Below are 22,093 nucleotides of genomic sequence, written 5' to 3' on the forward strand. Positions count from 1 at the left end.
TGAGGTATTCAAATCAGTGAGTGAGTTAATAACGGATCTCTTATCGCCGCACACGCATATTGAGCTTACTTGAGTACAGAACTATTTTTCTTGCTCTTTGAGCTGTTGGGTAAGTAACGCTTCCGCCGTGGCATCTTGGATTGATAAGAACATCGAGTTGATTTTCCCCGTTGGGGTCCTCATCGGATTTAACGTCACACTTTGGTACATGAACTCCGCTTGCTGCGTAACAGGACGAACATTTCTACAACGAAATAAGTAAGGACGCTGACGCCAAGTAATAAAGCTGCGACAACCCAGTTCATAAACAGGTTTTGCTTTTAAGATGAACCACTCTTGCGGGATCTCAGGAAAAACGTCAAACAGTGATCGACCAATGACGTCGTGCGATTGTAATCCGCTGTGATGGGTCATAAATCCGTTCCAAACTTGCACATTATAGTCTTTATCGACCACGATCAGCCCCATATCGACACTTTGTACCATGTCGATCATCCAATGGAATTGTTCAAACTCAGCAGGTAAATTTAGCATTAGAACATCTCCATTAAGTAAGACAGTTTATTGTCGAGCAAAGGTAAGGATTCATCAACGAACATGAATAAGATATCGCATTGAATAGATGTGCCTTCGATGTTGTAGCTGACTTCAAATGTCATGGTACGATTGAAGGCCCCAGTGGTAGACTCGATGATAGAATCAATAGAGATATGTTGCCCTAATAGCACAGGGGGGCTCTGAAAAAAACGAACCTCGGCTTGTTCACCCAATCCATTCAGAAAAGCGCCAACCAATATGTTCGACGCGTCCATCAATAGCTCAAGTTCATCTAACTCTTCACTGCTTGGTCCGATTTTCATCAGCTTTTTAAGATCTGAGACACTCGAATCACTTAAAATAACTAAAGCTTCTCCCGCGATACCCTCGCCACAAAAGCCCTGACAAACTCCCGAGACGTCGTCGTTAACCGCCATATCTCGAAGCGCCATATGAAGTTCACTAACTTCAAAGATATTCACGTTAGGTAAAGGTAGCTCAACAAACACATCGAAATGCCTTGCTAACGCGTCAGCGGCACGACCAATGGATACATTCGCGACTTCCATGTAGATGTCGCGTCGACGCAAAGTCGGTAATTCAACGGAAGGAACAGCGGTATTTACCACTGTCCCTTTTGGTTCGACAAAAGCTTTAAGTGCGTTGTTCAACTCGTTTGGCGCAATAGGTTTTTGAATAAATGCCTTCGCACCGAGAGCCAATACACGTTCTTTCGCTTTCGGTTGAATATCCCCCGAGACAACAATCACAGGCATTTCATAACCTAAACGCCCGATATTTTCTAACGTTTCAAATCCATCCATTTCCGGCATGGTTAGATCAAGAAACATCAGTTGAAACGCTTTTTTTTCTAGCTCCTCAAGCGCATGTTTGCCATGGTTGGCAAAGGTAATATCAGCATGTAATGATGCAGGCAGTGATCTTGCTATCTGCTTGCGTGCTAACGCAGAATCGTCACATATGAGTACAGGTAGAGACATTCAGTCACCTTTAGTGGGTTCGTTGTTTCGCTTGAGTGCACCGCTAACGAAGCGTTAGAGTTTTGTTATGCACCCAAGCATACGCAATAGTAATAGATGAGTGAACCATTGATGAGAAAAGAATCCTAAGGCTTGCTGCCTCTTTGCGTAATTAAAGCTTAAATTCTGCGAAATTAAACCTTAAACCTCCCAACCAAATTGTAAAGTGCATGTGCTTTGTGGTTGAGGCTTTCGCTGCCAGAGCTATTCTCATTCGCGTAATGTGCCGACTCATTACTTTGTTGAGAAATAACCTCAACGCGCTGGGAAATTTCTTGTCCTACATTACTCTGCTCTTCTGTGGCAGTTGCAATAAGCGTGTTCATATCCATGATATTTGCAATCGCCAATTTTATATCTTGCAGCGCAACAGAGGCCGCACGTGCTTCTTCTACCGTTGCCTCTCCTCGTGCTTGGCTTGATTGCATCGCATTGACGGCTGCGTCGGAACCTGACTTCAGCTGTGCAATCATCTTATGAATATCACCAGTGCTATCCTGAGTTCGACTCGCGAGCTTACGAACTTCATCCGCAACCACAGCAAAGCCTCGGCCTTGTTCGCCAGCGCGCGCTGCCTCAATAGCGGCATTAAGCGCAAGTAAATTGGTTTGCTCAGCAATATCTTGAATAACCGTTAAGGAAGAAGAAATATTTTGAACGTCACTTTCTAAGCGTCCGATCACCTTACTCGCTTCAAAAACTTCATTGGCTAATTCTTCAACCGAATGCGCGGTAGAATCAACAATGTCTTTTGTTTTCATCGCATAGTCATCCGCTTGTTTGGCAGACTCTGCAGCTTGATTGGCATTATTCGAAATTTCATGCGCAGTCGCTGTCATTTCAGTCATTGCTGCGGCAACTTGCTCGGTTTCTTCACGCTGACCCACTGTAAGCTCTTGAACCTTCGATGCGCGTTGCGACATATTATTGGTCTCATCCACCACCTCTACGCCCACTTGATTCACATTCTTTATGATCCCTTGCAGGCTTTCGACAAATAGGTTGAAGTTTTTGCTCAACGCTTTAAATTCAGGAACGTTCGATTCAACCATACGTTCTGTCAAATCTGCATCCCCTTTGGCAAACGTCCGAATAGAAGCATCAAACATTTCAAGAGGGCGCATAATGCTGCGATTGACAAACACGGCAAATGTAGCGACAACAAGTGCGATAGATAAGCAGAAAAGTAAAATTGCCACCAGCGTTTCGCGCAATGATTCATTGGCGGAAGTCTCCATTTCATCAATAACAGCGTCAACATCGTCTGTATAAAAGCCAGTACCGATCATTAGATCCCATTCAGGTATGAATGTTGAGTAACTGAGTTTTGGTAACGCTTCCGTTTGCCCTAACTTAGGGAAATAATACGTTGTAAATTCACCCGTCTTTGCATTTTTTAACAAGTCTTGAATGAGGTAGTTACCCTTTTCATCTTGTAAGTTGAAGAAGTTTTTACCGACCCCATTCTCGTTTTTACCTACGACGACACGAACACCTTTCGAGTCATACGCAAAGATATAACCAGACTCTCCAAATTCGAGCTCTCGTAGCACTGGAATGGCTTCTTCTAAAGAAGCATTTCGATTAAGTAGGGGTTCAACTGCTGAGCGCGCGATTTGTACATAACTTTTCAGCTCTGCTTTTTTCATTTCCATCATCGATGAATGAGTTTGTTGCATTTGTTGTTCGTTAAAGGCGCTGGTTTGTATATATGTAAACCACATCATGCCAAGAGCAATAGTTAGTACCGGTATGATAGAAAGTATGTACAATCGTTTTTTTATTGTTAGATTCATAGAAATGTCCTTATTTCTGTTCATAGCACTTATATAAAATATTACCCAAGGCTCAATGTATAGATACAACTAGACCTTTGAGATCACTTAGCTTAAAGCTATTCCTCGTCTTATCGTCAAACTACTTAAAACATTTAGCGTTATGATCGTTTCTTGATTAATACCTGTGACAACGATCTCTATTCTTGGGGCATGTTACGTGTGAGTAACTAACGTGAAATAAGTAACTAACGTGAAAAAAGAAGGCAGGGGCTTTTACACGACTGAAGGGGGCGCTTGCTTTATAACAAGCATTAATTAATTGAAAGGCACCCACAACGTGAATGCCTTAACGAATCTTAACTGTTCTTTCTCGTTTCTATGGCACACCATGACCTTTTGATGCAACCCAAACTCGGTACCATTGCTCGCGGGTCAACTCGAGTTCAAGCGCACTAATTGCCGTTTTAACCCGTTCAATCTTACCAGAACCAATGATAGGTATAGGGTTCGATGGTAAACGTCGTACCCAAGCGTAAATCACTTGATCAATGCTCTCAGCGCCAACTTCTTCACGAATTGCTTCAAGTTCGTTTCGCACTCTAACCGCTTGCTCACTGTCCCCCGTGAAAATGCTACCGCCACCTAAACAAGACCATGCCATTGGACGAGTGCGCAGCATCTGCATTTGATCCAACGTACCGTCATGCGCTACTTCAAAGTTAAGTGGGTTAATTTCCACTTGGTTGGTCACAAGTGGTTTACCTAAGCGAGATTGTAAAAGCTCGAACTGACGAGGAGTGAAATTAGAAACGCCAAAATGCTTCACTTTACCGACTTTATGCAATTCATTGAAAGCCTCTGCAACTTCATCTGCATCCATGAGCAAATCCGGGCGATGAATCAGCAACACGTCAATTTCATTGACATTTAATCGTTGTAGAGAGTTATTTACTGATTGGTAAATGTGCGCAGAGCTCGTATCGTAGTGATTGATTTTACGCTCTGGTGTCTTCTCACCACATAAATTGATATCGCATTTGGTCACGATCTGAATTTGATCACGTATACCGGTATCGAGAGCAATTGCTTCGCCAAACAACGCTTCACATTCGTAGTTACCATAAATATCAGCGTGATCAACAGTGGTAATACCTAACTCAATATGTTGCTTTAAGAATGACAAACGCTCTTGAGCGGTCATTCCCCACTCTGCGATACGCCAGTATCCTTGGACCAGTTCCGAAAATTCCGGACCTTTTGGTGCAGTCACAACTTTTGCAACCATGGGTTTTCTCCTTTAGCTAAACTGAAATCATCCTAGCCTTGTTTTTTCATGGACTCAACGGGTAAACTTTCGCAATTCGAACTGGAGTACGATTTATGTCTTTTGCGCAGCGGTTAGCCTCATTGATTGGTGAAGAAACGATCAGCGGCTTTGCAAGACGTGTCGAGATATCTGAAGCTTTGATACGTAAATATTTAAAAGGCAGTGAACCAAGTTTAGCCAAAGCTAATCAAATTGCCTTACGAGCAAATTGCTCACTCGAATGGCTTGCCACAGGGTGCGGGTATCTGTATCGCCGTGCCGAGGTGGTAGACATGGAGGCATATAAACTCACCTATCAACATGTGATGGGGGAGCCACTCTCTAACAATGACGAAGAGAAACACCGTAAACTGATTGCTGGCTACCAATACTTACGTGCCCACAAAAAAGCCGACGGGTTTTTAGATGAATCTGCCATGACGACATTTCTGTCGCTGCATCAAGAAGCTAAAAACGAATAACGTTTAACTGAATCATGTCGCCATCGCTATGCAACGAGACGTGTAAACGTGGTGATGACGACATAAATTCATTCGCAGGGGTCCATTCTAAAATTCGAAACGCGTCTTGTGGGTAACGGTTCATCAACATAATGACCTCTCGATCCACCGCTTCGCTAGACTGGCTTTTCAAAGCTTCAACCACATCAAGTTGCTCACCTGCGATGGTTAACTTACGTAACACGAATCCATCCTTTCTTAAATTTAGAACCAAATCATTCCAATGTTGCCTGTGGTACTCAATTAAAAACGAAAACTGAGCATTCTGTTCACCTAATACCGCTTCACCATACAAATGCTGTTGATAGTACGAAAAGTCATCCAAACAAAAGGCCTCTGAATGACGGTCTGCGTCCGACAACGCCACTTCACATCGATACCACACTCCCTTATTTTCAATGTTTGATTTTAATTGAGAATAAGACAACGGGGACAAAATCTCTTGCCACCAACTTTCGGACGAAAGCACGGAGAAAGAGGTGGTTAAACAACAAGTGTAAAAGAGAACACAGAGATAAAATCGCATTGAGAGCTCAGCAATAAATGAGTGAGTAACAGACAGTATCGCCAAGTGGGAATAATTCAAGAAAAAACCGGAATTTAGGAGAAAATTGGTAATATGCAGTCTGCGTCTTTGAATGGGTTCAGTAACTTCTATCGCTAAATGACAACCATAAAGAAGGCGCACATATGCGTGCGCCTCTGCCTCGTTACTCAATCGTGAGTCTGCGAATCGGGAAGTCTATAGATGCATCCCAAACAAAAAACGAGGAATTACTGTAGGGTTTGAATCCTTCCAAATTGTGAGTAAAACTTCACATCCCTCCTTCTTCAGCAGTTATGTTGCTTTACATTTAAAGAATGGTCCATTTTGCCCAAAAAACAAGTTTTATCGTCAAAATTTTTATCTTATTTGTTAAACAAGGACTAAACATCGCTGCATTACTAGGGTCTGACCTAAGCAAGGTTTTATGATTTGTCCCGTTGAGTTAGCGCTATAAAACCGATAGCATAAAAGAGCTGAATAGATGAACAACAATTCAATATTGAAAAGCTAAATTGCATCTTTATTGATTAGGCCTAGACTGATCGAAGCGTATACTTTGTACCCCAACGCACTATATATCGGAATACCGGAGACTTTTTAATGACCAAGCGAGAGAAAATTGTTAAATCTGTGTTAGCGCACGTACCTAAAGACGCGATTAACCAGTTTGTCTCTCGAGGATCTGCTCCCATCTCCGTTCTCATCATGGCAGCTATGGTTGGCATACTTGCTGGCTTGGTTGGTACTTACTTTGAGCATGCAGTCCATTTTGTCTCCGAGACCCGAACCGAATGGTTGAGAGGAGAGATTGGTAGCGCACTTCCCCTTTGGCTCGCCGCTGTTCTTATCAGTGCATTGCTAGCTTTTATTGGTTATTTTCTTGTCCATCGTTTTGCGCCAGAAGCCGCAGGCTCAGGAATCCCTGAAATTGAAGGGGCGATGGACAATATCCGCCCAGTACGTTGGTGGCGAGTGATTCCCGTGAAGTTTTTTGGCGGTATGGGTGCTCTGGGTTCAGGTATGGTCCTGGGACGAGAAGGCCCAACCGTGCAAATGGGCGGTGCTGTTGGCCGCATGGTTACCGATATATTTCGAGTCAAAGATGATGATACACGCCACTCTTTGCTAGCCTCCGGTGCGGCAGGTGGCTTAGCTGCCGCATTTAATGCACCGCTGGCAGGCATCATGTTTGTTGTCGAAGAGATGAGACCTCAATTTCGTTACTCGTTGATCTCCATTCGCGCAGTGATTATCTCAGCCATTATGGCCAATATTGTGTTTCGTTCGATCAACGGTCAAAGCGCTGTGATCACCATGCCACAATACCAGCCACCAGAGCTTCAGACATTGTGGCTATTCTTGCTGTTAGGCGTCTTATTCGGAATTTTTGGGGTCGTGTTCAACAAGCTCATCACTCTTGCTCAAGATACATTTGTTGCAATCCACAAAAACAATCGTAAGCGTTACCTGATCACCGGCTCTATCCTAGGTGGCACATTTGGTTATTACTTTTATACGTGCCACAGCTCACAGGCGGTGGTATCGATATTATTCCTGACATCACCAATGGCAATTATTCCATCACGATTCTCGGCTTGCTGTTTGTAGGTCGCGTCGTAACAACTTTGCTGTGTTTTGGCTCAGGCGCGCCAGGTGGTATCTTTGCGCCGATGCTCGCCTTAGGCACATTGTTTGGTTACGCCTTTGGTGCTAGCGCAGACGTGTTACTGCCGTCTCTAAGCATTGAGCCTGGTATGTTTGCGATTGCAGGCATGGGGGCTTTATTTGCCGCAACAGTACGTGCGCCCATTACTGGTATTTTACTTGTCATTGAAATGACCAATAACTATTACTTAATCTTGCCCCTCATCATTACTTGTTTGGGTGCGGTTATTTTTGCTCAGCTACTTGGTGGACAGCCAATCTATAGCCAACTGCTCCGCCGCACGCTCAAAAATGACAAACTACGCCAACAAGATCTGCCAGAAAACCAAGCCAATTAGTCCCACACATAACTCGCTAAACAGCCTTAGTTCAGCGATGGAGACTTGAGCGAAAACTGCAACAGTGAACGTTTCATTGTGAAAAGCTTTCACTTTTGCAGGTTTTCCTACCAGATCGATACCAAACTCACAAAATAACGATTCTTTGATACTTCGTCTGCACCTTTTATAAGCAACCGTTGGGTAAACTTGTTAGTATTCGCGCCAAATAGAGTAGAGTAACTATTACTCTTAGTTTCATCTGTATTCATTCGGGCAAAGATTTTCGGAGTAGATTTGAACTGGCGAAGACTTGTACAGTTTTACAGTGTACCACCGTCACAAGCAGCGTTGGCGCTTGGAATAGTTGGCTTAGGCCAAGCATGGGCCTGTATGTGCCAAGTATTGGTGAGCCAATACGGCCTTTCTTATCATTATTGGGAGCGATACTCCTCGCACCTGTACTCATCAAATATACGACTAGCCCACGGCTATTTATGGCAGACATTCGTCACCCACTTACTGGCAGTTTAATGGCGCCAATGAGCATGGCGGTACTGATCCTGACCGACTATGTAGCTTCCGTGGCCCCCATCATCGCTTACCCAATATGGTTTGCGGCCGTTTTACTCCATTTTTCAATGATGGTGCTATTTTTTGGCTTTCAGCTCAAAAACTTTAAGATGTCGAACATTGTACCGAGTTGGTTCCTTTACCCCGTTGGCCTTATTAGTAGTTCGCTCGCTGGCTCTCAATTAGGCCATAATTTGTTTTCGGAGAGCCTTGCCCTGATATGCATCGGCATATACTTTTTCATGCTACCGCTGGTTTTATATCGCTTAGTGTTTTTTGGTTCGCTCCCTAGACGAGCAAGACCAACCCTTGCAATTATGGCTGCACCAGTAAACCTGTCACTTGCAGCGTATTTGGTCAATTTTCCGGAACCTGATCCAATATTGACAGGCGCACTGGCAGGCATCGCCATCACAATGACCTTGCTCATTTATCTGTGCTATTTTCGCTTGTTGCGTTTGAAGTTTCAGCCCTCTATCGCTGCAGTGACTTTTCCTTCAGTGATCAGCGCTATTGCGATGCATCGATTGACTTCATTTTTCGCGGAAGCTCACCACAGTGGCATTGGCTTCACGATTTTGGCTTTCTTGAACTTAGCATCGCGACAGTCTTAGTCGTTTGGGTATCGGCGGGGTATGTAAAAATGTACTGGCCAGAAATAGTCCATAATCGGTCTAAACAAGCATAAAAATAGGCCTCATCGAGGCCTATTTTTTTATTCGGAACCAAACTACGTTCACCCAGTAAATTTGGCCATGAAGTTACCGATGTTAGTCAAGCTCGACGCTGCCATCACGACCACAATGGCAACACCAGTCAACGTGAGATACATAGGATGCTGATAGTCTCCAACAATATCTTTTCTTTTTGTCGCAACAAGCACAGTGCCTAATACGATTGGCAGAATAATGCTGTTAACCAAACCAGCAAGCATCAATAAAAGAATTGGCATGTTCATGGTTACGGTACCGAGCGAAGTAATAATGATGAACCCTATACACCATGCTTTTTCATGACGAGCAACGACTGGGAACAAAGTCTTAATGAGTGAGATTGCCATGTAAGAGTTACCGACAACAGAGGTGATAGAAGCCACAAACAGTACCAGCCCAAAAATGAAGTAACCCAATTGCCCGGCTCCCTGACGGAAAGCATCTGCTGCCGGATTAGACGCATCTAACGTCGCACCTGTTGCAATCACGCCAAAGACAGCAAGGAACAACAAGATACGGATCACCACCGCGATTGAGATACCTGCCCATGCAGTCGCTTTGATTGATGGAACGTTCTCTTTGCCCTTTAAACCAATATCAACGAGTCTCTGAGCGCCTGTGTAGTAACCCCCTACCGCACCACCAACAATGGTCAACGTTGGTAAGAGCAAGCTGCCTACATCAGAAGGCATCACGGCAGCACTTAAGGTTTCACCCATGGGTGGTAAGCTTGTCATCGCCACATAAGCAATCAAGATGATCATGAACAAACCGAGGTAACGGGCCATCTGATCCATTCGCTTCGATGCGTTATGAACCACAAACAACAAACATCCAACCAATCCCGTAAAAAGTGCGCCCCAAGTCGTATCAACACCGGTGAGTACATTGATACCAAGAGCCGCACCGCTTACGTTACCAAAGTTAAAGGCGACGGCACCCAACGCTAGCAAAATACCAACACCATAGCCCATACCCGGGGCTACCTTATTAGCAATATCTTGAATACGCATGCCAGAAACACCAACAATGCGCCATAGGTTCATCACAATACCAAAGGTAATAAAGATGGATGCGAGTACAGGAAAGGCCATGTCTATTTGATAGATATTGGTAAAGACGGCAGTTTGCGTCAGAAAGCCGGGGCCGACTGAAGTGGTCGCCATTAAGAATGCGACGCTTAGCATGGCTTTATTTTGCCAATTGGTTTCTGCTACGGGACTGGATATAGAGGTAGTTTTGATGGTGCTTTGTGTCGTCATGCCAATTCTCAATTTTGTTGTCTTCCTATTATTATAAAAATAGAAAGACAACTGACCGAGATCAGCTGAGCTTAGAGGATATCTCTTTCAAAACAAATGATTACAAGTCTGTAGCCACTCGTTGGGCGCATATACTAAAAGTATCTATTGTGACTGTCAACACAGAGTTGTATAAATTTTTTTATTACAACCAACTTACCCTATTTCTGCTTCTAAACAACAAAAAACGCAGGCGTTCAAGGGTAAATGAGGGTGTCTGTATGCTTTGTGTCTGATACTCAATGTCGAAAGGATTAACGCTCTAACTGACAGAATAATCCCTAAACTATCGCTTCGCTTAAAAACCAGACTCACCGTGTGTAACACAGTTCTTAAGGTTAATTAGATGTATACATAAAAAAGAGGATGACTACTGCCATCCTCTTCTTCGTCGAATTTTTTGCTTATCTTAAACCGTGTAAAAACTCAGCACGTGTTGCTGGGTTGCTTTTGAAAATCCCACCCAGTGCCGTTGTTGTCGTTTCACTGGTTGCATCCATCACTCCACGTGATTTGACGCAATAATGCGTTGCATCGATGGTAACCGCAACATCATCGGATTCAAGTAATGTTTGCAGAGCAGTTAAAATCTGCTGAGTCATGCGCTCCTGAACTTGAGGACGCTGAGCGAAGAAGCGAACAATTCGATTAATTTTCGATAAACCGATAATTTTACCACGAGGGATGTAGGCGACCGCAGCTTTACCATCAATGGTCACTAAGTGATGTTCACAAGTGCTGGTTACCGTAATGTCTTTCACACGTACCATTTCACTGACATTCATCTTGTTTTCAATAACAGTGATTTTAGGAAAGTTAGAATAGTCCAAACCTGAGAAAATTTCGTCGACATACATTTTCGCAATACGGTGTGGCGTTTCTTCCAAACTGTCATCAGTTAGGTCAAGTTGAAGCAGGCCTAAGATCTCACGCATATGATATTCGATCTTTTCCTTTTTCTCTTCACGGCTCGCATTATTAGGACGCATTGGCGTTTCTAATCCGCGTTCCTCTAGCGCTTCTTTTACTAACTTCGCTGACTCGCTGAGACCTGACATGGCACTTCCTCTTTGATTACTACCACTAACGGATTGACATTCAATCGCCGTTTGCTCACCGTTAGCGTTTCAGTCACTCAGTGCTATGTTTATATCGCGTAAACCGAGCAGTAAAGCTTGTTCGCGAATAAACATCATATGTTAAGAATGCACTGGGCTGTTTTCTCCCGCCCTACAAGGATTTTACCCCCTTAGGATGGGTGACAAGGATACTCGGATTTTTTAATAATTACATCCATATTTTACGGATGGATATACTTGTATACCCAAATGACTTCAGGATGCTTGGGTATCCACTACGCGCTTTTATGGTAAAGTTATCTTAAAACATAAGAATATAGGATTATATCAATGGGCTGTTGTGATGCTCCTGGCTTGATGCCAATTGAAGAGGCGATGGATAAAATGCTGTCGCGAATTAAACCAATCCAAACGACACTTTCACTGCCAATCGCGGATGCACTTGGTTACGTATTGGCTGAAGACGTCTTATCTCCTATTGATGTTCCGCCCTTCGACAACTCAGCAATGGATGGATATGCCATTCGCCGTCAAGACCTTGAGACTTCCAAGGTGTTACCACTAGCGGGAAAATCATTCGCAGGTCAACCATTTGAAGGGGATTGGCCACAAGGCACTTGCATACGCATTATGACGGGCGCCAAAATACCTGAAGGATCTGACGCGGTGATCATGCAAGAGAATACCGATGTCACAGAAAGCGGCATTCTCTTTAAACAGGCAGAAATCAAACCCCAAAACAACATTCGCCCTATTGGAGACGACATTAAGCAAAACGACCTCGTATTAGCACAGGGCGTACGTTTAACGCCACGCGATATTCCGATGATTGCTTCACTTGGGATCAGCCATGTCACGGTGGTTCGTAAACCCAAAGTGGCTTTCTTCTCGACTGGCGATGAACTCAAGCCAGTGGGCGAGAATTTGAGTGAAGGACAAATATACGATAGCAATCGCTACGGTATTAAGCCTTTAATTGAGAACTTTGGTTGTGAAGCGGTGGATCTCGGCATCATCCCTGATTGTCCAGAAACATTAAAGTCAACCTTCGAGCAAGCCCAAATGCTGGCCGATGTCGTGGTGACCTCAGGCGGTGTCAGTGTCGGTGAAGCAGATTACACCAAAGACATTCTTGAGGAACTTGGAGAAATTGGCTTTTGGAAATTGGCAATTAAGCCCGGTAAACCTTTCGCGTTTGGCAAGCTTTCCACCGCCTGGTTTTGTGGCCTGCCAGGTAACCCAGTTTCTGCAATCATGACCATGTATGTTTTGGTTCAGCCAATGCTGGCAAAACTCGCTGGACATACGCAGTGGAAAGCACCAGAGTCTATCCCAGCCACCACTAAGACTGCCTTTAAGAAAGTGCCAGGAAGAACCGACTACCAACGCGGCATCTATTCAATACAAGATGGGCAATTCGTAGTCGAAACCACCGGAAACCAAAGCTCCGGCGCATTTCGTTCAATGAGTTTAGCCAACTGTTTTGTCGTACTAGAGCGTGAGCGTGGCCGTGTCGAAATTGGCGAAACAGTCAACATCCAACTGTTTAATTCAACGCTTTACTAGGTACATGTTGTGGATATTCTATCTGATCAAGAAATGCTGCGTTATAACCGTCAAATCATCCTGCGACAGTTTGACTTTGATGGGCAAGAAGCGCTCAAGCAGAGCTCTATACTGATATTAGGTGCAGGCGGTTTAGGTTGCGCGAGTAGCCAATATTTAGCCACCGCCGGCGTTGGTAGCATGACGTTAATTGATGATGACATTGTCGAATTATCTAACCTCCAACGCCAGGTGTTGCACCACGATTCGGATATTGGCAGATACAAAGTTGACTCTGCCGCGGATGCGTTGCACATGCTAAACCCTCACCTCAAAGTCAATACCATTGCCAAGCGACTCGGCGATCTCGAACTGCAATCATTGATCGAACAGCACACGGTGGTAGTAGACGCATCTGATAATGTCGACACTCGTAATCAACTAAACCGTTTGTGTTTCATTACTAAAACACCGTTAATATCCGGCGCTGCTATCCGTATGGAAGGACAAGTGAGTGTTTTCACCTACGAAGATCCTAAACAACCTTGTTATCAGTGCTTAAGTGCGCTTTTTGGCAGCGCTACTTTAAGCTGCGTAGAAGCGGGCATCATGGCGCCAGTCGTAGGTATTGTCGGCGCGGTACAAGCAATGGAAGCCATCAAAGTGATTGCCAATTTTGGCCAACCCAAAAAAGGGAAGGTGTTAATTCTTGACGCACTGAGTATGTCTTGGCGAGAGCTGAACTTAACGAAAATGCCTAACTGCCCAGTCTGTGGCTAACTTATACGAAATGCTTGGAGTTCCATATTGGACAACCCCAAAACGTACATTTTGGTTTTTGCTTGCTTGAGCGCCATGTTATTACTGCTTTTGTTGATACCGCCTTCTACAGAGAAAACCGTTTCAGCCACAGTGATTAGCAACACGTTAACCCAGTCTTTAGATGGACAACGACGTTACTTGACGATTGATGCGGTCACGACGGGTCAACAGCGCGTTTCCGTCCCCATCAGCGTATCTTGCTCGGAAGGCGCAACCGCAACGTTTAAGCAGGCAACAGATAGCGCTATTAAGCAGCCACTCTCATTGATAAGCTGCGAGTAAAAAGCACTGAAAGGAATCAATCATGCAACCATTGATAGACGTACAACAACTGCAAACGCTTTTAGAACAACCCAACGTAAAAATCTTGGACGCGAGTATTCGATTTCAAATCCCGTCTGAAGGTAAAAAGATATCAAATAAATGGATCCCGGGCTCACTGCGCTTCGATTATGACAATGAGTTTTGCCTTAAAGACACACCTCTTCCTCATATGATGCCAACCGAAGAAGCGTTTAATGTTCGCGCACAGGAAATGGGATTAAACAACGAAGATCATATTGTTGTTTATGACAACTCAGGAACACTCGCCTCACCTCGCGCATGGTGGATGTTTAAAGCCATGGGTCATCACAATGTCACTATTTTGAATGGTGGATTGCCAGCATGGCTTGATGCGGGCTTGCCCACCGTAGAAGAACTGGCTACCCCAAACGGACAGGGTAACTTCAATGGCAAACTTGATAACAGCGCATTTTTAGACGTACAAGCCGTGCTTACCCATTCTAATAATCAAAGCGCAAACATCATTGACGCCCGCTCAACAGCACGTTTTTACGCAGAGGTCCCAGAACCGCGCAAAGGCATCCGCAGTGGACACATCCCTAATTCCGTGTGTTTGCCTTTTCAAACACTGTTAGCTGAGGGGCGGATAAAGTCCATACCTGAATTAGACAAAGCATTTAATGCACTCAAGTTGAATAATGAGAAGCCGTTTATTTTCAGCTGTGGATCAGGTGTGACAGCTTGTATTTTACTGTTAGCAGCCTCTCAGTTAGGCAGGCATAACCTTTCTGTCTATGACGGTTCGTGGACTGAATGGGGGGCAAGTGATTCCCTTCCAATTGACCATAACGGCCAGTAGATCGGCCTTGAAGCGCCGAGTAAAAACGCTTCAATAATGAAGGCGTTGATATTTTTACTTCGTCATCCTCATGATGCATTTGGAGCTGGGCTGTCTGGCTGACGATAGTTAAGCAGACATACAGCAATTATCACCACCAAGGCAACCAATCGGTAGATATCAGACATAAATAAAACACCCAATGCCATTGCGAGTAACACGGCTCGCTGCCACTGTTGCAGTGGAGCAAACAGACGGCCTTCAATGCCTCCCGCAAACGCGACAATCAGACTGATGGTCGAAATAATACCAATCACAAAATGTACGGGCTCACCATCAATCCAGATCAATCCCGAAAAAGCCATCATCGCGGGGATCAAGAAAAAGCCCTGAGCCAACTTAAACGCCTGAACGGCAGAGCGCATTGGAGAGGCGTTCGCAATCCCTGCCCCTGCAAACGCTGCCAAAGCGATAGGCGGTGTCACATTTGAAGTTTGAGATAACCAGAACACGATCATATGCGCAGTTAAGATCCCCAACCCAAAGTCCATCAACGCAGGAACCGCCATTATCGATAAAACGATATAGGCTGCCGTGACGGGTAATCCCATACCGAGAACCACAGCCGCTACTGCAATTAACGCAAGTACCGACCAAAGGTGTCCTCCAGACATCGCGATAAGAAATTGAGTAAACTGCAAACCAATTCCAGTTTGACCAACAACGCCGACCACAATACCGGCAGTTGCACAGGCAACAGAAATAGGAATAGCAAGCAATGCTCCTTCTCTGAGGCCTTCAAAAAATAGCTTCACGTTAATACGACTGTGTTTGCGCGTCATCGCTGCGACAAGAATAGCCACACAACCAATGACTCCCACTAGAATGGGCGAATAGCTCATCATCAATAATGTGGTAATTAATATGAGCGGAACTAAATAATGCCAGCCATCTTTTAACACCGTAGATATTTGTTCTTTGACTGCCATACCTTGCAGTCCCAGCTTACATGCCATCAAATGGACATATAGCAATGTACAGGCGAAATACAAAATTGCCGGCGCGATAGAAACCAATAAGATATCGCTGTAGGGAATCCCGGTAAATTGCGCCATCACAAAAGCTCCCGCTCCCATAACTGGCGGCATGATCTGCCCACCCGTTGACGCAGCAGCTTCAATACCTGCGGCTTGCTCTGGCTTATAGCCGAGCTTTTTCATCATCGGTATCGTTAATGACCCAGTAGTTACGGTGTTAGCAATCGCCGAGCCGGAAATAGAGCCTAATGCCGCTGATGCAACTACACTTGCCTTAGCTGGCCCACCTCGATATTTACCCGCTAACGCGAATGCCATATCAATGAAGAACTGGCCTGCTCCAGTGACCTGAAGAAATGCACCGAACAACACAAAAATAAAGACCACACCCGCCGCTATTGCGAGTGGCGCACCATAAACCCCATTGGTGGAGTAAATGTGGAAACGGATGATCTCTTCGATTGAAAACCCTTTGCTCGCTACGTTACTTGGCAACACATCACCAAACATGGCATAAGCCAAAAATGACGCTGCGATCACCACCATGACGAGCCCAACTGTACGCCTTGTGGCTTCGAGCAACATTACAATTAATATAACACCAGCGGCTTGATCTACCGTGCCCAAGCCATCCAGTAAGAACGTAATGTCATCGTAATCAAATGTCGCGATTTGTAAGGACGCCCAACACGTCAAAGTAACAAGAGCAAAGTCAATAACTCTGCCCAATAGATAGATAGGGAACGAACTTTTGGTTTTGAAAGTGGGATAGACTAAGAACGCAATCGCCAATACCCAACTAACATGGATAGGACGAAATACAGGGGCAGATAAACTAGCAACAATCCCCTGCCAAATTTGAAAGACGGATAAAGCGATAGCCGCAATAGCGGCTATCGAAAGTATCACATCAGTAATTTTCTGGTTACTCGGATGAATATGACTCATCGCTTACTCCATGTAACGATTCATGCCCATACAAACGATGATAAGTAGATACAGCCGCTTATATGATTACTTCTTAACATGAATTACTTCTGTTGTTCCTGTAGGTATTTCATAGCACCCGGATGAAGCGGCACACCTTCAAGCTTAGCCATGTTTTCAATGGTGGTGAACTTGGTCACACCTAACACCTGACGAATGTCGTCAATATGATCAAACGTTGTTTTCGTAAGCTGGTAGGCCATGTCTTCGCTCATGTTCTTATTCACGACCAGCACATTCCAAACGGCTGGCACTTTAAATGCAGGCACTTTGTTGTAAGAGTCTGCCGGAACATCGAGTTCCAGATAAGATGGGTAAGCGGCTGCAATCTGTTTTAGTTCATCATCACTGAAGCTCAAAACACGAATGTCACGAGTCAACGCAAGCTCGGTAATCGCCCCGACACCCACACTACCTACAATAACACCAGCATCGATTTGGTTGTTGGCGATTGCGCTTGTAGTCGCGGTGTAGTTAAGAGATTGGGCTTTAATATCATCTTCTGTCACGCCCAAGGTGTTTAGGATATTGATTGCACTAACACGCGTACCTGACCCAGGAGCGCCTAGCGAAACGCGCTTGCCTTTTAGATCAGCGACAGACTGAATGTCAGAATTTGCAGGAACGATAAATTGAACCGCATTCGGATACAAAGCAAACAATACTGACACGTCCATTTTACGTGGAAAAGGCTTTGTACCTTCATAGGCTTGTAAAACAACATTACCTTGTGCGATACCAACCAATTGTTTGTTAGTAGAAACTTTAATCGTATTTTCAACCGATGCCGCCGTCACCTCAGCTCGCATGTTGAAGTCAGATAAATTTTCACTCCAGATCTTGGCCAACATGCCCCCCAGAGGATAATAAGTACCACTCTGACTACCAGTACCTATCGTATAATTCTCAGCCATCGTTGACGTTGAAAACACGACAGCAAGTGCTATTAGCCCATTCCTTAGTGCCTGATACATAAATACTCCTTGTTCTTATTGATTGTTTTCTTATTGATTATTAGAGCGAACGAACCTCTATAAACCTCTTTCAGCAACAATGCGTTAATTCGTATCGGAACACTCCGGTGTAACAAACCACTTGTGCTGAACTAAGCTCATTGAGGTGACTTGGATATACTCCATAATGTTATGATATGCATAAGAAGAAATAGCAAACGTACGTTCAGTGAAATGAGAGATTCGTACGCAAAACGTCCAATAAAGAACACAATCGAAATGAATATAGACTCATCAGACCGGGGTGAAAACGCGCTAAGCTTAGAGTCGGTAAGAAAGGTTCGAACTCTTTAAGCCGAGGCAGGTGAGCTCGAACCCTTGGGGTTGGATTGGTAGAAAAGTCAGCAATTGGCTGAAAGCAACAACTTAACAGGCCACCACTAAGCCTCAGTTTTGCCGTTCATCTGCTCATCGAGATTGAGAACAGTTAACGCATTACTCACGCTTGTTGCAATCACATCGATTGCGCCTGTTCTTAATGCGCCAAGTAACGCCAGTGGCTTACTGTTTTCAGCGGCAATAGCGATCACTTCCGATACTGAACGAAATTCATCAATGCCAAGACCAATGATTCGATCACTCATAACGGTCTTCGCCGATTTACCATTGATATCGAAGAAATCATAGCCAGCGAAATCACCGACCACACCTTGCATCATGCGTGATTGCACCACTTCTTCCGCAGTAAACCATCCAAGGTCAACCATATAACTGTTTTCACTCATATCGCCGATACCAACCAGTGCGACATCAGCTTTACGGGCAAGATCTAGGGTCTGCTTAACGGTCGCATTTTGCATAAAGGCGAGTTTCTGCTCTCGGTTTTCGGCATACGCAGGTGCATACAACGTTTCCGAAGTCCCACCGTAACTTTTAGCAAACTGGCGGCAAATGTGATCGGCGTTAAACATGCCGCCACGCGGATGAATACCACCGATACCACACACAAATTTCACGTCTCTCTGGGGAATAACGCCAACGTGATGCGCAACTGCAGACACATTCCTCCCCTGGCCTACGGTCACTACGGTTCCGCTCTGCAGAGAACTGGCCATGTATTTTGATACTAGTCCAGCAACTTGTAGTCGCTGCTGTTCCTCACTAGGCTGATCCAGTGCCACCAGCGCTCGCTTTATTCCAAAACGCTCAATAAGGCGCTGTTCAATCTTTGCACTAAATACTGGATGGTATTTTACTGTGATTTCAACGATCCCTTCATCCCTTGCTTGCTTAAGCATTCTTCCCACTTTCGCACGGGAAACCGCAAATTTTTTTGATATCTCTTCTTGCGTTGCCCCTTCCTGATAATAGGCAACCGAAATTTCGGTCAAAAGATCGGTGTTTTCGGCAGAAACCTCGGTACTGGATTTACTCATATTCAATCTGATTCACTCATGTTAGCCCTCAAAAATAGGGCAAATACTCAGCACGCTTACAAGCGCTCACATACTTAGCATATGTCATAGCCCTACTCGACATCAACATTTGCTCATCACAAAAACAAATTCTCACCACTATAAAACGAGTTTTTATTATGCCTCCAAGCTATAACACATATAGGCAAACGTTTATTTTTGTACACCTGATTATACATTGAGAAAAATAGTTGATGAATGTCACTTTCCCTCCCAATCAACAATTGACATTTGGTCTATATAAGATAATTATGGAGCCATCATTTACTCAGACAAAGAACAAATGCTCACAGCAAATGTTCTTACGCTGGGAAGGTTAAAAGTTAGCGGATAGTACAAATACCCATTTATATCGGCTAACACGCTTGCAAATGCACTCTTCATGCTTTTAGCAAAGTATGAGCCCATGAAATAGGATGATCGTAATGAGCAATAAATTAGAGCAACTTCGTAAACTAACCACTGTAGTCGCTGACACGGGTGAAATCGACGCAATCAAAAAGTACCAACCAGAAGATGCGACAACTAACCCTTCTCTGATTCTAAAAGCGGCTCAAATTGCTGAGTATGCACCTCTGATCGATGCTTCTATTGCGTACGCAAAAGAACAAAGCGACGACAAAGCACAACAAGTTCAAGACACTTGTGACATGCTTGCTGTAAACATTGGTAAAGAAATCCTAAAAACGATTCCAGGTCGTATCTCTACAGAAGTTGATGCTCGCCTTTCTTACGATATGGAAGGCAGCGTAGCGAAAGCTCGTCAGCTCGTGAAAATGTACAATGATGCTGGTATCACTAATGATCGTATCCTAATTAAACTGGCTTCTACTTGGGAAGGTATCCGCGCAGCAGAAATCCTAGAAAAAGAAGGCATCAACTGTAACCTGACGCTTCTATTCTCTTTCGCTCAAGCGCGTGCTTGTGCAGAAGCTGGCGTATTCCTAATTTCTCCATTCGTTGGCCGTATTATGGACTGGTACAAAGCGAAAGAAGGTCGTGACTTCGAAGCTTCAGAAGATCCAGGCGTACTGTCTGTAACGAAGATCTACAACTACTACAAAGAGTACGGCTACAAAACTGTCGTAATGGGCGCAAGCTTCCGTAACATCGGTGAGATCCTAGAACTGGCTGGCTGTGACCGTCTAACTATCGCTCCTGCTCTACTTGCTGAGCTAGAAGCGGCAGAAGGCGAAGTGGTTGAGAAGTTGGTTGACTCTAAAGGCGCAGCTGAGCGTCCTGCACCAATGACTCACTCTGAGTTCCTATGGGAACACAACCAAGACCCTATGGCGGTTGAAAAACTGGCTGAAGGTATCCGTAACTTTGCCGTTGACCAAGGCAAACTAGAAGCGATGATCGAGGCGAAGCTTTAATCGCTCGACAATTTCCCGCTTACGGACATTACATTCAAGGGGAAGCGCCCGCTTCCCCTCTTAATTTTGACTATTACTTTTTAAATCCTAACGATTACGGAATCTACTATGAACCGCAAACAACTGGCTAACGCAATCCGTGCGCTGAGCATGGACGGTGTTCAACAAGCTAACTCTGGCCACCCAGGCGCACCTATGGGTATGGCTGATATCGCTGAAGTTCTTTGGCGTTCTCATCTAAATCACAACCCATCTAACCCAGAATGGGCGGATCGCGACCGTTTTGTATTATCTAACGGCCATGGTTCAATGCTGATTTACTCTCTGCTACACCTTACAGGTTATGAGTTGTCGATTGACGACCTGAAAAACTTCCGTCAACTGCACTCAAAAACGCCAGGCCACCCAGAATATGGCTATGCACCAGGTATCGAGACAACAACAGGTCCGCTAGGTCAAGGCATCACTAACGCTGTCGGTATGGCAATCGCTGAAAAAGCGCTAGCAGCACAGTTTAACAAAGAAGGCCACGACATCGTTGATCACTTCACTTATGCATTCATGGGTGATGGCTGTTTGATGGAAGGCATCTCCCACGAGGCTTGTTCTCTTGCTGGTACGCTAGGTCTAGGCAAACTGATCGCATTCTGGGATGACAACGGCATCTCTATCGACGGTCACGTTGAAGGTTGGTTCTCTGATGACACACCTAAGCGTTTTGAAGCGTACGGCTGGCACGTTATTCCTGCGGTAGACGGTCACAATTCTGAAGCTATCAATGCAGCAATTGAAGCGGCAAAAGCAGACCCACGCCCAACTCTTATCTGTACGAAGACAGTGATTGGCTTTGGCTCTCCTAACAAGTCTGGCTCTCACGACTGTCACGGTGCACCTCTAGGTGCGGAAGAAATCGCAGCAACACGCAAAGAACTCGGTTGGGAGCACGGTCCTTTTGAAATTCCGCAAGAAATCTACGCAGAATGGTCAGCGAAAGAAACAGGCGCAGCTAAGGAAGCAGCGTGGAACGAGAAATTTGCAGCTTATGAAGCAGCGTACCCTGAGCTGGCAGCTGAGTTCAAACGCCGCGTAAATGGTGAACTACCTGCACAGTGGGAAGAAAAAGCAAGCCAAATCATTGCTGACCTTCAAGCAAACCCTGCGAATATTGCCTCACGTAAAGCGTCTCAAAATGCACTAGAAGCATTTGGCGCCATCATGCCTGAGTTCATGGGCGGCTCTGCTGACTTAGCGCCTTCTAACCTCACTATGTGGTCTGGCTCTAAGTCTCTAGAAGCAAGCGACTTCTCGGGTAACTACATCCATTACGGTGTACGTGAATTCGGTATGACTGCGATCATGAACGGTATCGCATTGCACGGTGGTTTCGTTCCTTACGGT

Annotated in this window: 17 protein-coding genes and 2 pseudogenes; 9 read left to right on the forward strand and 10 right to left on the reverse strand. The window is 44.8% G+C overall.

Going from position 1 to position 22,093, the window contains the following annotated elements; translation table 11 throughout:
• Positions 1-81: 81 nt before the first annotated feature.
• The 4 genes from SU60_RS00310 to SU60_RS00325 form a co-directional block, all read right to left on the reverse strand.
• Positions 82-534, reverse strand: coding sequence for a PAS domain-containing protein (locus SU60_RS00310; protein WP_041153804.1), 453 nt, complete (start codon positions 532-534; stop codon positions 82-84).
• Positions 534-1,538 (reverse strand): response regulator, encoded by a 1,005-nt coding sequence (locus tag SU60_RS00315; RefSeq protein ID WP_041153805.1) that lies wholly within the window; start codon positions 1,536-1,538, stop codon positions 534-536. The genes SU60_RS00310 and SU60_RS00315 overlap by 1 nt, the downstream gene beginning before the upstream one ends.
• Before the next feature lie 173 nt (positions 1,539-1,711).
• Positions 1,712-3,373: a methyl-accepting chemotaxis protein gene (locus tag SU60_RS00320; RefSeq protein ID WP_041153806.1), complete on the reverse strand. Its 1,662-nt coding sequence runs from the start codon at positions 3,371-3,373 to the stop codon at positions 1,712-1,714.
• A 358-nt stretch (positions 3,374-3,731) separates the two neighbouring features.
• Positions 3,732-4,640 (reverse strand): aldo/keto reductase, encoded by a 909-nt coding sequence (locus SU60_RS00325; RefSeq protein WP_041153807.1) that lies wholly within the window; start codon positions 4,638-4,640, stop codon positions 3,732-3,734.
• 95 nt (positions 4,641-4,735) lie between these two features.
• Here SU60_RS00325 and SU60_RS00330 point away from each other — a divergent pair, with 95 nt between their 5' ends.
• Entirely contained in the window at positions 4,736-5,143 is a 408-nt protein-coding gene (locus SU60_RS00330; protein WP_041153808.1) for a transcriptional regulator, read from the forward strand.
• On the opposite strand, the gene SU60_RS00335 is transcribed toward SU60_RS00330, so the two are convergent.
• On the reverse strand, positions 5,130-5,567 hold the full coding sequence (locus tag SU60_RS00335; protein ID WP_245228325.1) for a hypothetical protein: 438 nt from the start codon (positions 5,565-5,567) through the stop codon (positions 5,130-5,132). The genes SU60_RS00330 and SU60_RS00335 overlap by 14 nt on opposite strands.
• 762 nt (positions 5,568-6,329) lie before the next feature.
• On the opposite strand from SU60_RS00335, the pseudogene clcA reads away from it, so the two are divergent.
• Together clcA and SU60_RS00345 are read left to right on the forward strand one after the other, a co-directional pair.
• Positions 6,330-7,732 (forward strand): annotated as a pseudogene (gene clcA, locus SU60_RS00340) (H(+)/Cl(-) exchange transporter ClcA).
• A 276-nt stretch (positions 7,733-8,008) separates the two neighbouring features.
• Positions 8,009-8,972, forward strand: a pseudogene (locus SU60_RS00345) (TDT family transporter).
• 48 nt (positions 8,973-9,020) lie between these two features.
• Here SU60_RS00345 and SU60_RS00350 read toward each other — a convergent pair.
• Both SU60_RS00350 and folE read right to left on the reverse strand, forming a co-directional pair.
• Positions 9,021-10,259, reverse strand: a complete 1,239-nt coding sequence (locus tag SU60_RS00350) for an NRAMP family divalent metal transporter (protein WP_041153810.1) — start codon at positions 10,257-10,259, stop codon at positions 9,021-9,023.
• 443 nt (positions 10,260-10,702) lie between these two features.
• The gene (folE, locus tag SU60_RS00355; protein WP_041153811.1) at positions 10,703-11,356 is read right to left on the reverse strand and encodes a GTP cyclohydrolase I FolE; all 654 of its coding nucleotides are present in this window, start codon (positions 11,354-11,356) and stop codon (positions 10,703-10,705) included.
• 351 nt (positions 11,357-11,707) lie between these two features.
• Between folE and moeA the strand changes: the two genes are divergently transcribed.
• Genes moeA through SU60_RS00375 form a run of 4 tightly spaced genes read left to right on the forward strand, consistent with a single transcriptional unit; the run spans position 11,708 to position 14,888 of the window.
• Positions 11,708-12,943 (forward strand): molybdopterin molybdotransferase MoeA, encoded by a 1,236-nt coding sequence (gene moeA / locus SU60_RS00360; protein WP_041153812.1) that lies wholly within the window; start codon positions 11,708-11,710, stop codon positions 12,941-12,943.
• Between the two features lie 9 nt (positions 12,944-12,952).
• The gene (gene moeB, locus SU60_RS00365; protein WP_041153813.1) at positions 12,953-13,702 is read left to right on the forward strand and encodes a molybdopterin-synthase adenylyltransferase MoeB; all 750 of its coding nucleotides are present in this window, start codon (positions 12,953-12,955) and stop codon (positions 13,700-13,702) included.
• Between the two features lie 27 nt (positions 13,703-13,729).
• Entirely contained in the window at positions 13,730-14,026 is a 297-nt protein-coding gene (locus SU60_RS00370; RefSeq protein WP_041153814.1) for a hypothetical protein, read from the forward strand.
• A gap of 22 nt (positions 14,027-14,048) precedes the next feature.
• Positions 14,049-14,888, forward strand: a complete 840-nt coding sequence (locus tag SU60_RS00375; protein ID WP_041153815.1) for a sulfurtransferase — start codon at positions 14,049-14,051, stop codon at positions 14,886-14,888.
• Between the two features lie 68 nt (positions 14,889-14,956).
• Here SU60_RS00375 and SU60_RS00380 read toward each other — a convergent pair whose 3' ends face one another.
• From SU60_RS00380 to SU60_RS00390, 3 genes are all read right to left on the reverse strand, one after another.
• On the reverse strand, positions 14,957-16,852 hold the full coding sequence (locus SU60_RS00380; RefSeq protein WP_041153816.1) for a TRAP transporter permease: 1,896 nt from the start codon (positions 16,850-16,852) through the stop codon (positions 14,957-14,959).
• 83 nt (positions 16,853-16,935) lie between these two features.
• Complete coding sequence (locus SU60_RS00385) at positions 16,936-17,865, reverse strand: TAXI family TRAP transporter solute-binding subunit (protein WP_041153817.1); 930 nt, start codon at positions 17,863-17,865, stop codon at positions 16,936-16,938.
• A gap of 419 nt (positions 17,866-18,284) precedes the next feature.
• The gene (locus SU60_RS00390; RefSeq protein ID WP_041153818.1) at positions 18,285-19,280 is read right to left on the reverse strand and encodes a sugar-binding transcriptional regulator; all 996 of its coding nucleotides are present in this window, start codon (positions 19,278-19,280) and stop codon (positions 18,285-18,287) included.
• A gap of 464 nt (positions 19,281-19,744) precedes the next feature.
• On the opposite strand from SU60_RS00390, the gene tal reads away from it, so the two are divergent.
• Both tal and SU60_RS00400 read left to right on the forward strand, forming a co-directional pair.
• Positions 19,745-20,695: a transaldolase gene (gene tal, locus SU60_RS00395; protein WP_041153819.1), complete on the forward strand. Its 951-nt coding sequence runs from the start codon at positions 19,745-19,747 to the stop codon at positions 20,693-20,695.
• A gap of 108 nt (positions 20,696-20,803) precedes the next feature.
• Positions 20,804-22,093, forward strand: a 1,290-nt coding sequence (locus tag SU60_RS00400) for a transketolase family protein (RefSeq protein ID WP_041153820.1), incomplete at its 3' end; no start/stop codon positions are given.

This window comes from Vibrio mytili (assembly GCF_000830505.1).
GTDB lineage: Bacteria > Pseudomonadota > Gammaproteobacteria > Enterobacterales > Vibrionaceae > Vibrio > Vibrio mytili.

Coding starts and splice junctions, on each gene's coding strand:
- SU60_RS00310 (WP_041153804.1), bottom strand. CDS start 534: ATGCTAAATTTACCTGCTGAGTTTGAACAATTCCATTGGATGATCGAC.
- SU60_RS00315 (WP_041153805.1), bottom strand. CDS start 1,538: ATGTCTCTACCTGTACTCATATGTGACGATTCTGCGTTAGCACGCAAG.
- SU60_RS00320 (WP_041153806.1), bottom strand. CDS start 3,373: ATGAATCTAACAATAAAAAAACGATTGTACATACTTTCTATCATACCG.
- SU60_RS00325 (WP_041153807.1), bottom strand. CDS start 4,640: ATGGTTGCAAAAGTTGTGACTGCACCAAAAGGTCCGGAATTTTCGGAA.
- SU60_RS00330 (WP_041153808.1), top strand. CDS start 4,736: ATGTCTTTTGCGCAGCGGTTAGCCTCATTGATTGGTGAAGAAACGATC.
- SU60_RS00350 (WP_041153810.1), bottom strand. CDS start 10,259: ATGACGACACAAAGCACCATCAAAACTACCTCTATATCCAGTCCCGTA.
- folE (WP_041153811.1), bottom strand. CDS start 11,356: ATGTCAGGTCTCAGCGAGTCAGCGAAGTTAGTAAAAGAAGCGCTAGAG.
- moeA (WP_041153812.1), top strand. CDS start 11,708: ATGGGCTGTTGTGATGCTCCTGGCTTGATGCCAATTGAAGAGGCGATG.
- SU60_RS00375 (WP_041153815.1), top strand. CDS start 14,049: ATGCAACCATTGATAGACGTACAACAACTGCAAACGCTTTTAGAACAA.
- SU60_RS00380 (WP_041153816.1), bottom strand. CDS start 16,852: ATGAGTCATATTCATCCGAGTAACCAGAAAATTACTGATGTGATACTT.
- SU60_RS00385 (WP_041153817.1), bottom strand. CDS start 17,865: ATGTATCAGGCACTAAGGAATGGGCTAATAGCACTTGCTGTCGTGTTT.
- SU60_RS00390 (WP_041153818.1), bottom strand. CDS start 19,280: ATGAGTAAATCCAGTACCGAGGTTTCTGCCGAAAACACCGATCTTTTG.
- tal (WP_041153819.1), top strand. CDS start 19,745: ATGAGCAATAAATTAGAGCAACTTCGTAAACTAACCACTGTAGTCGCT.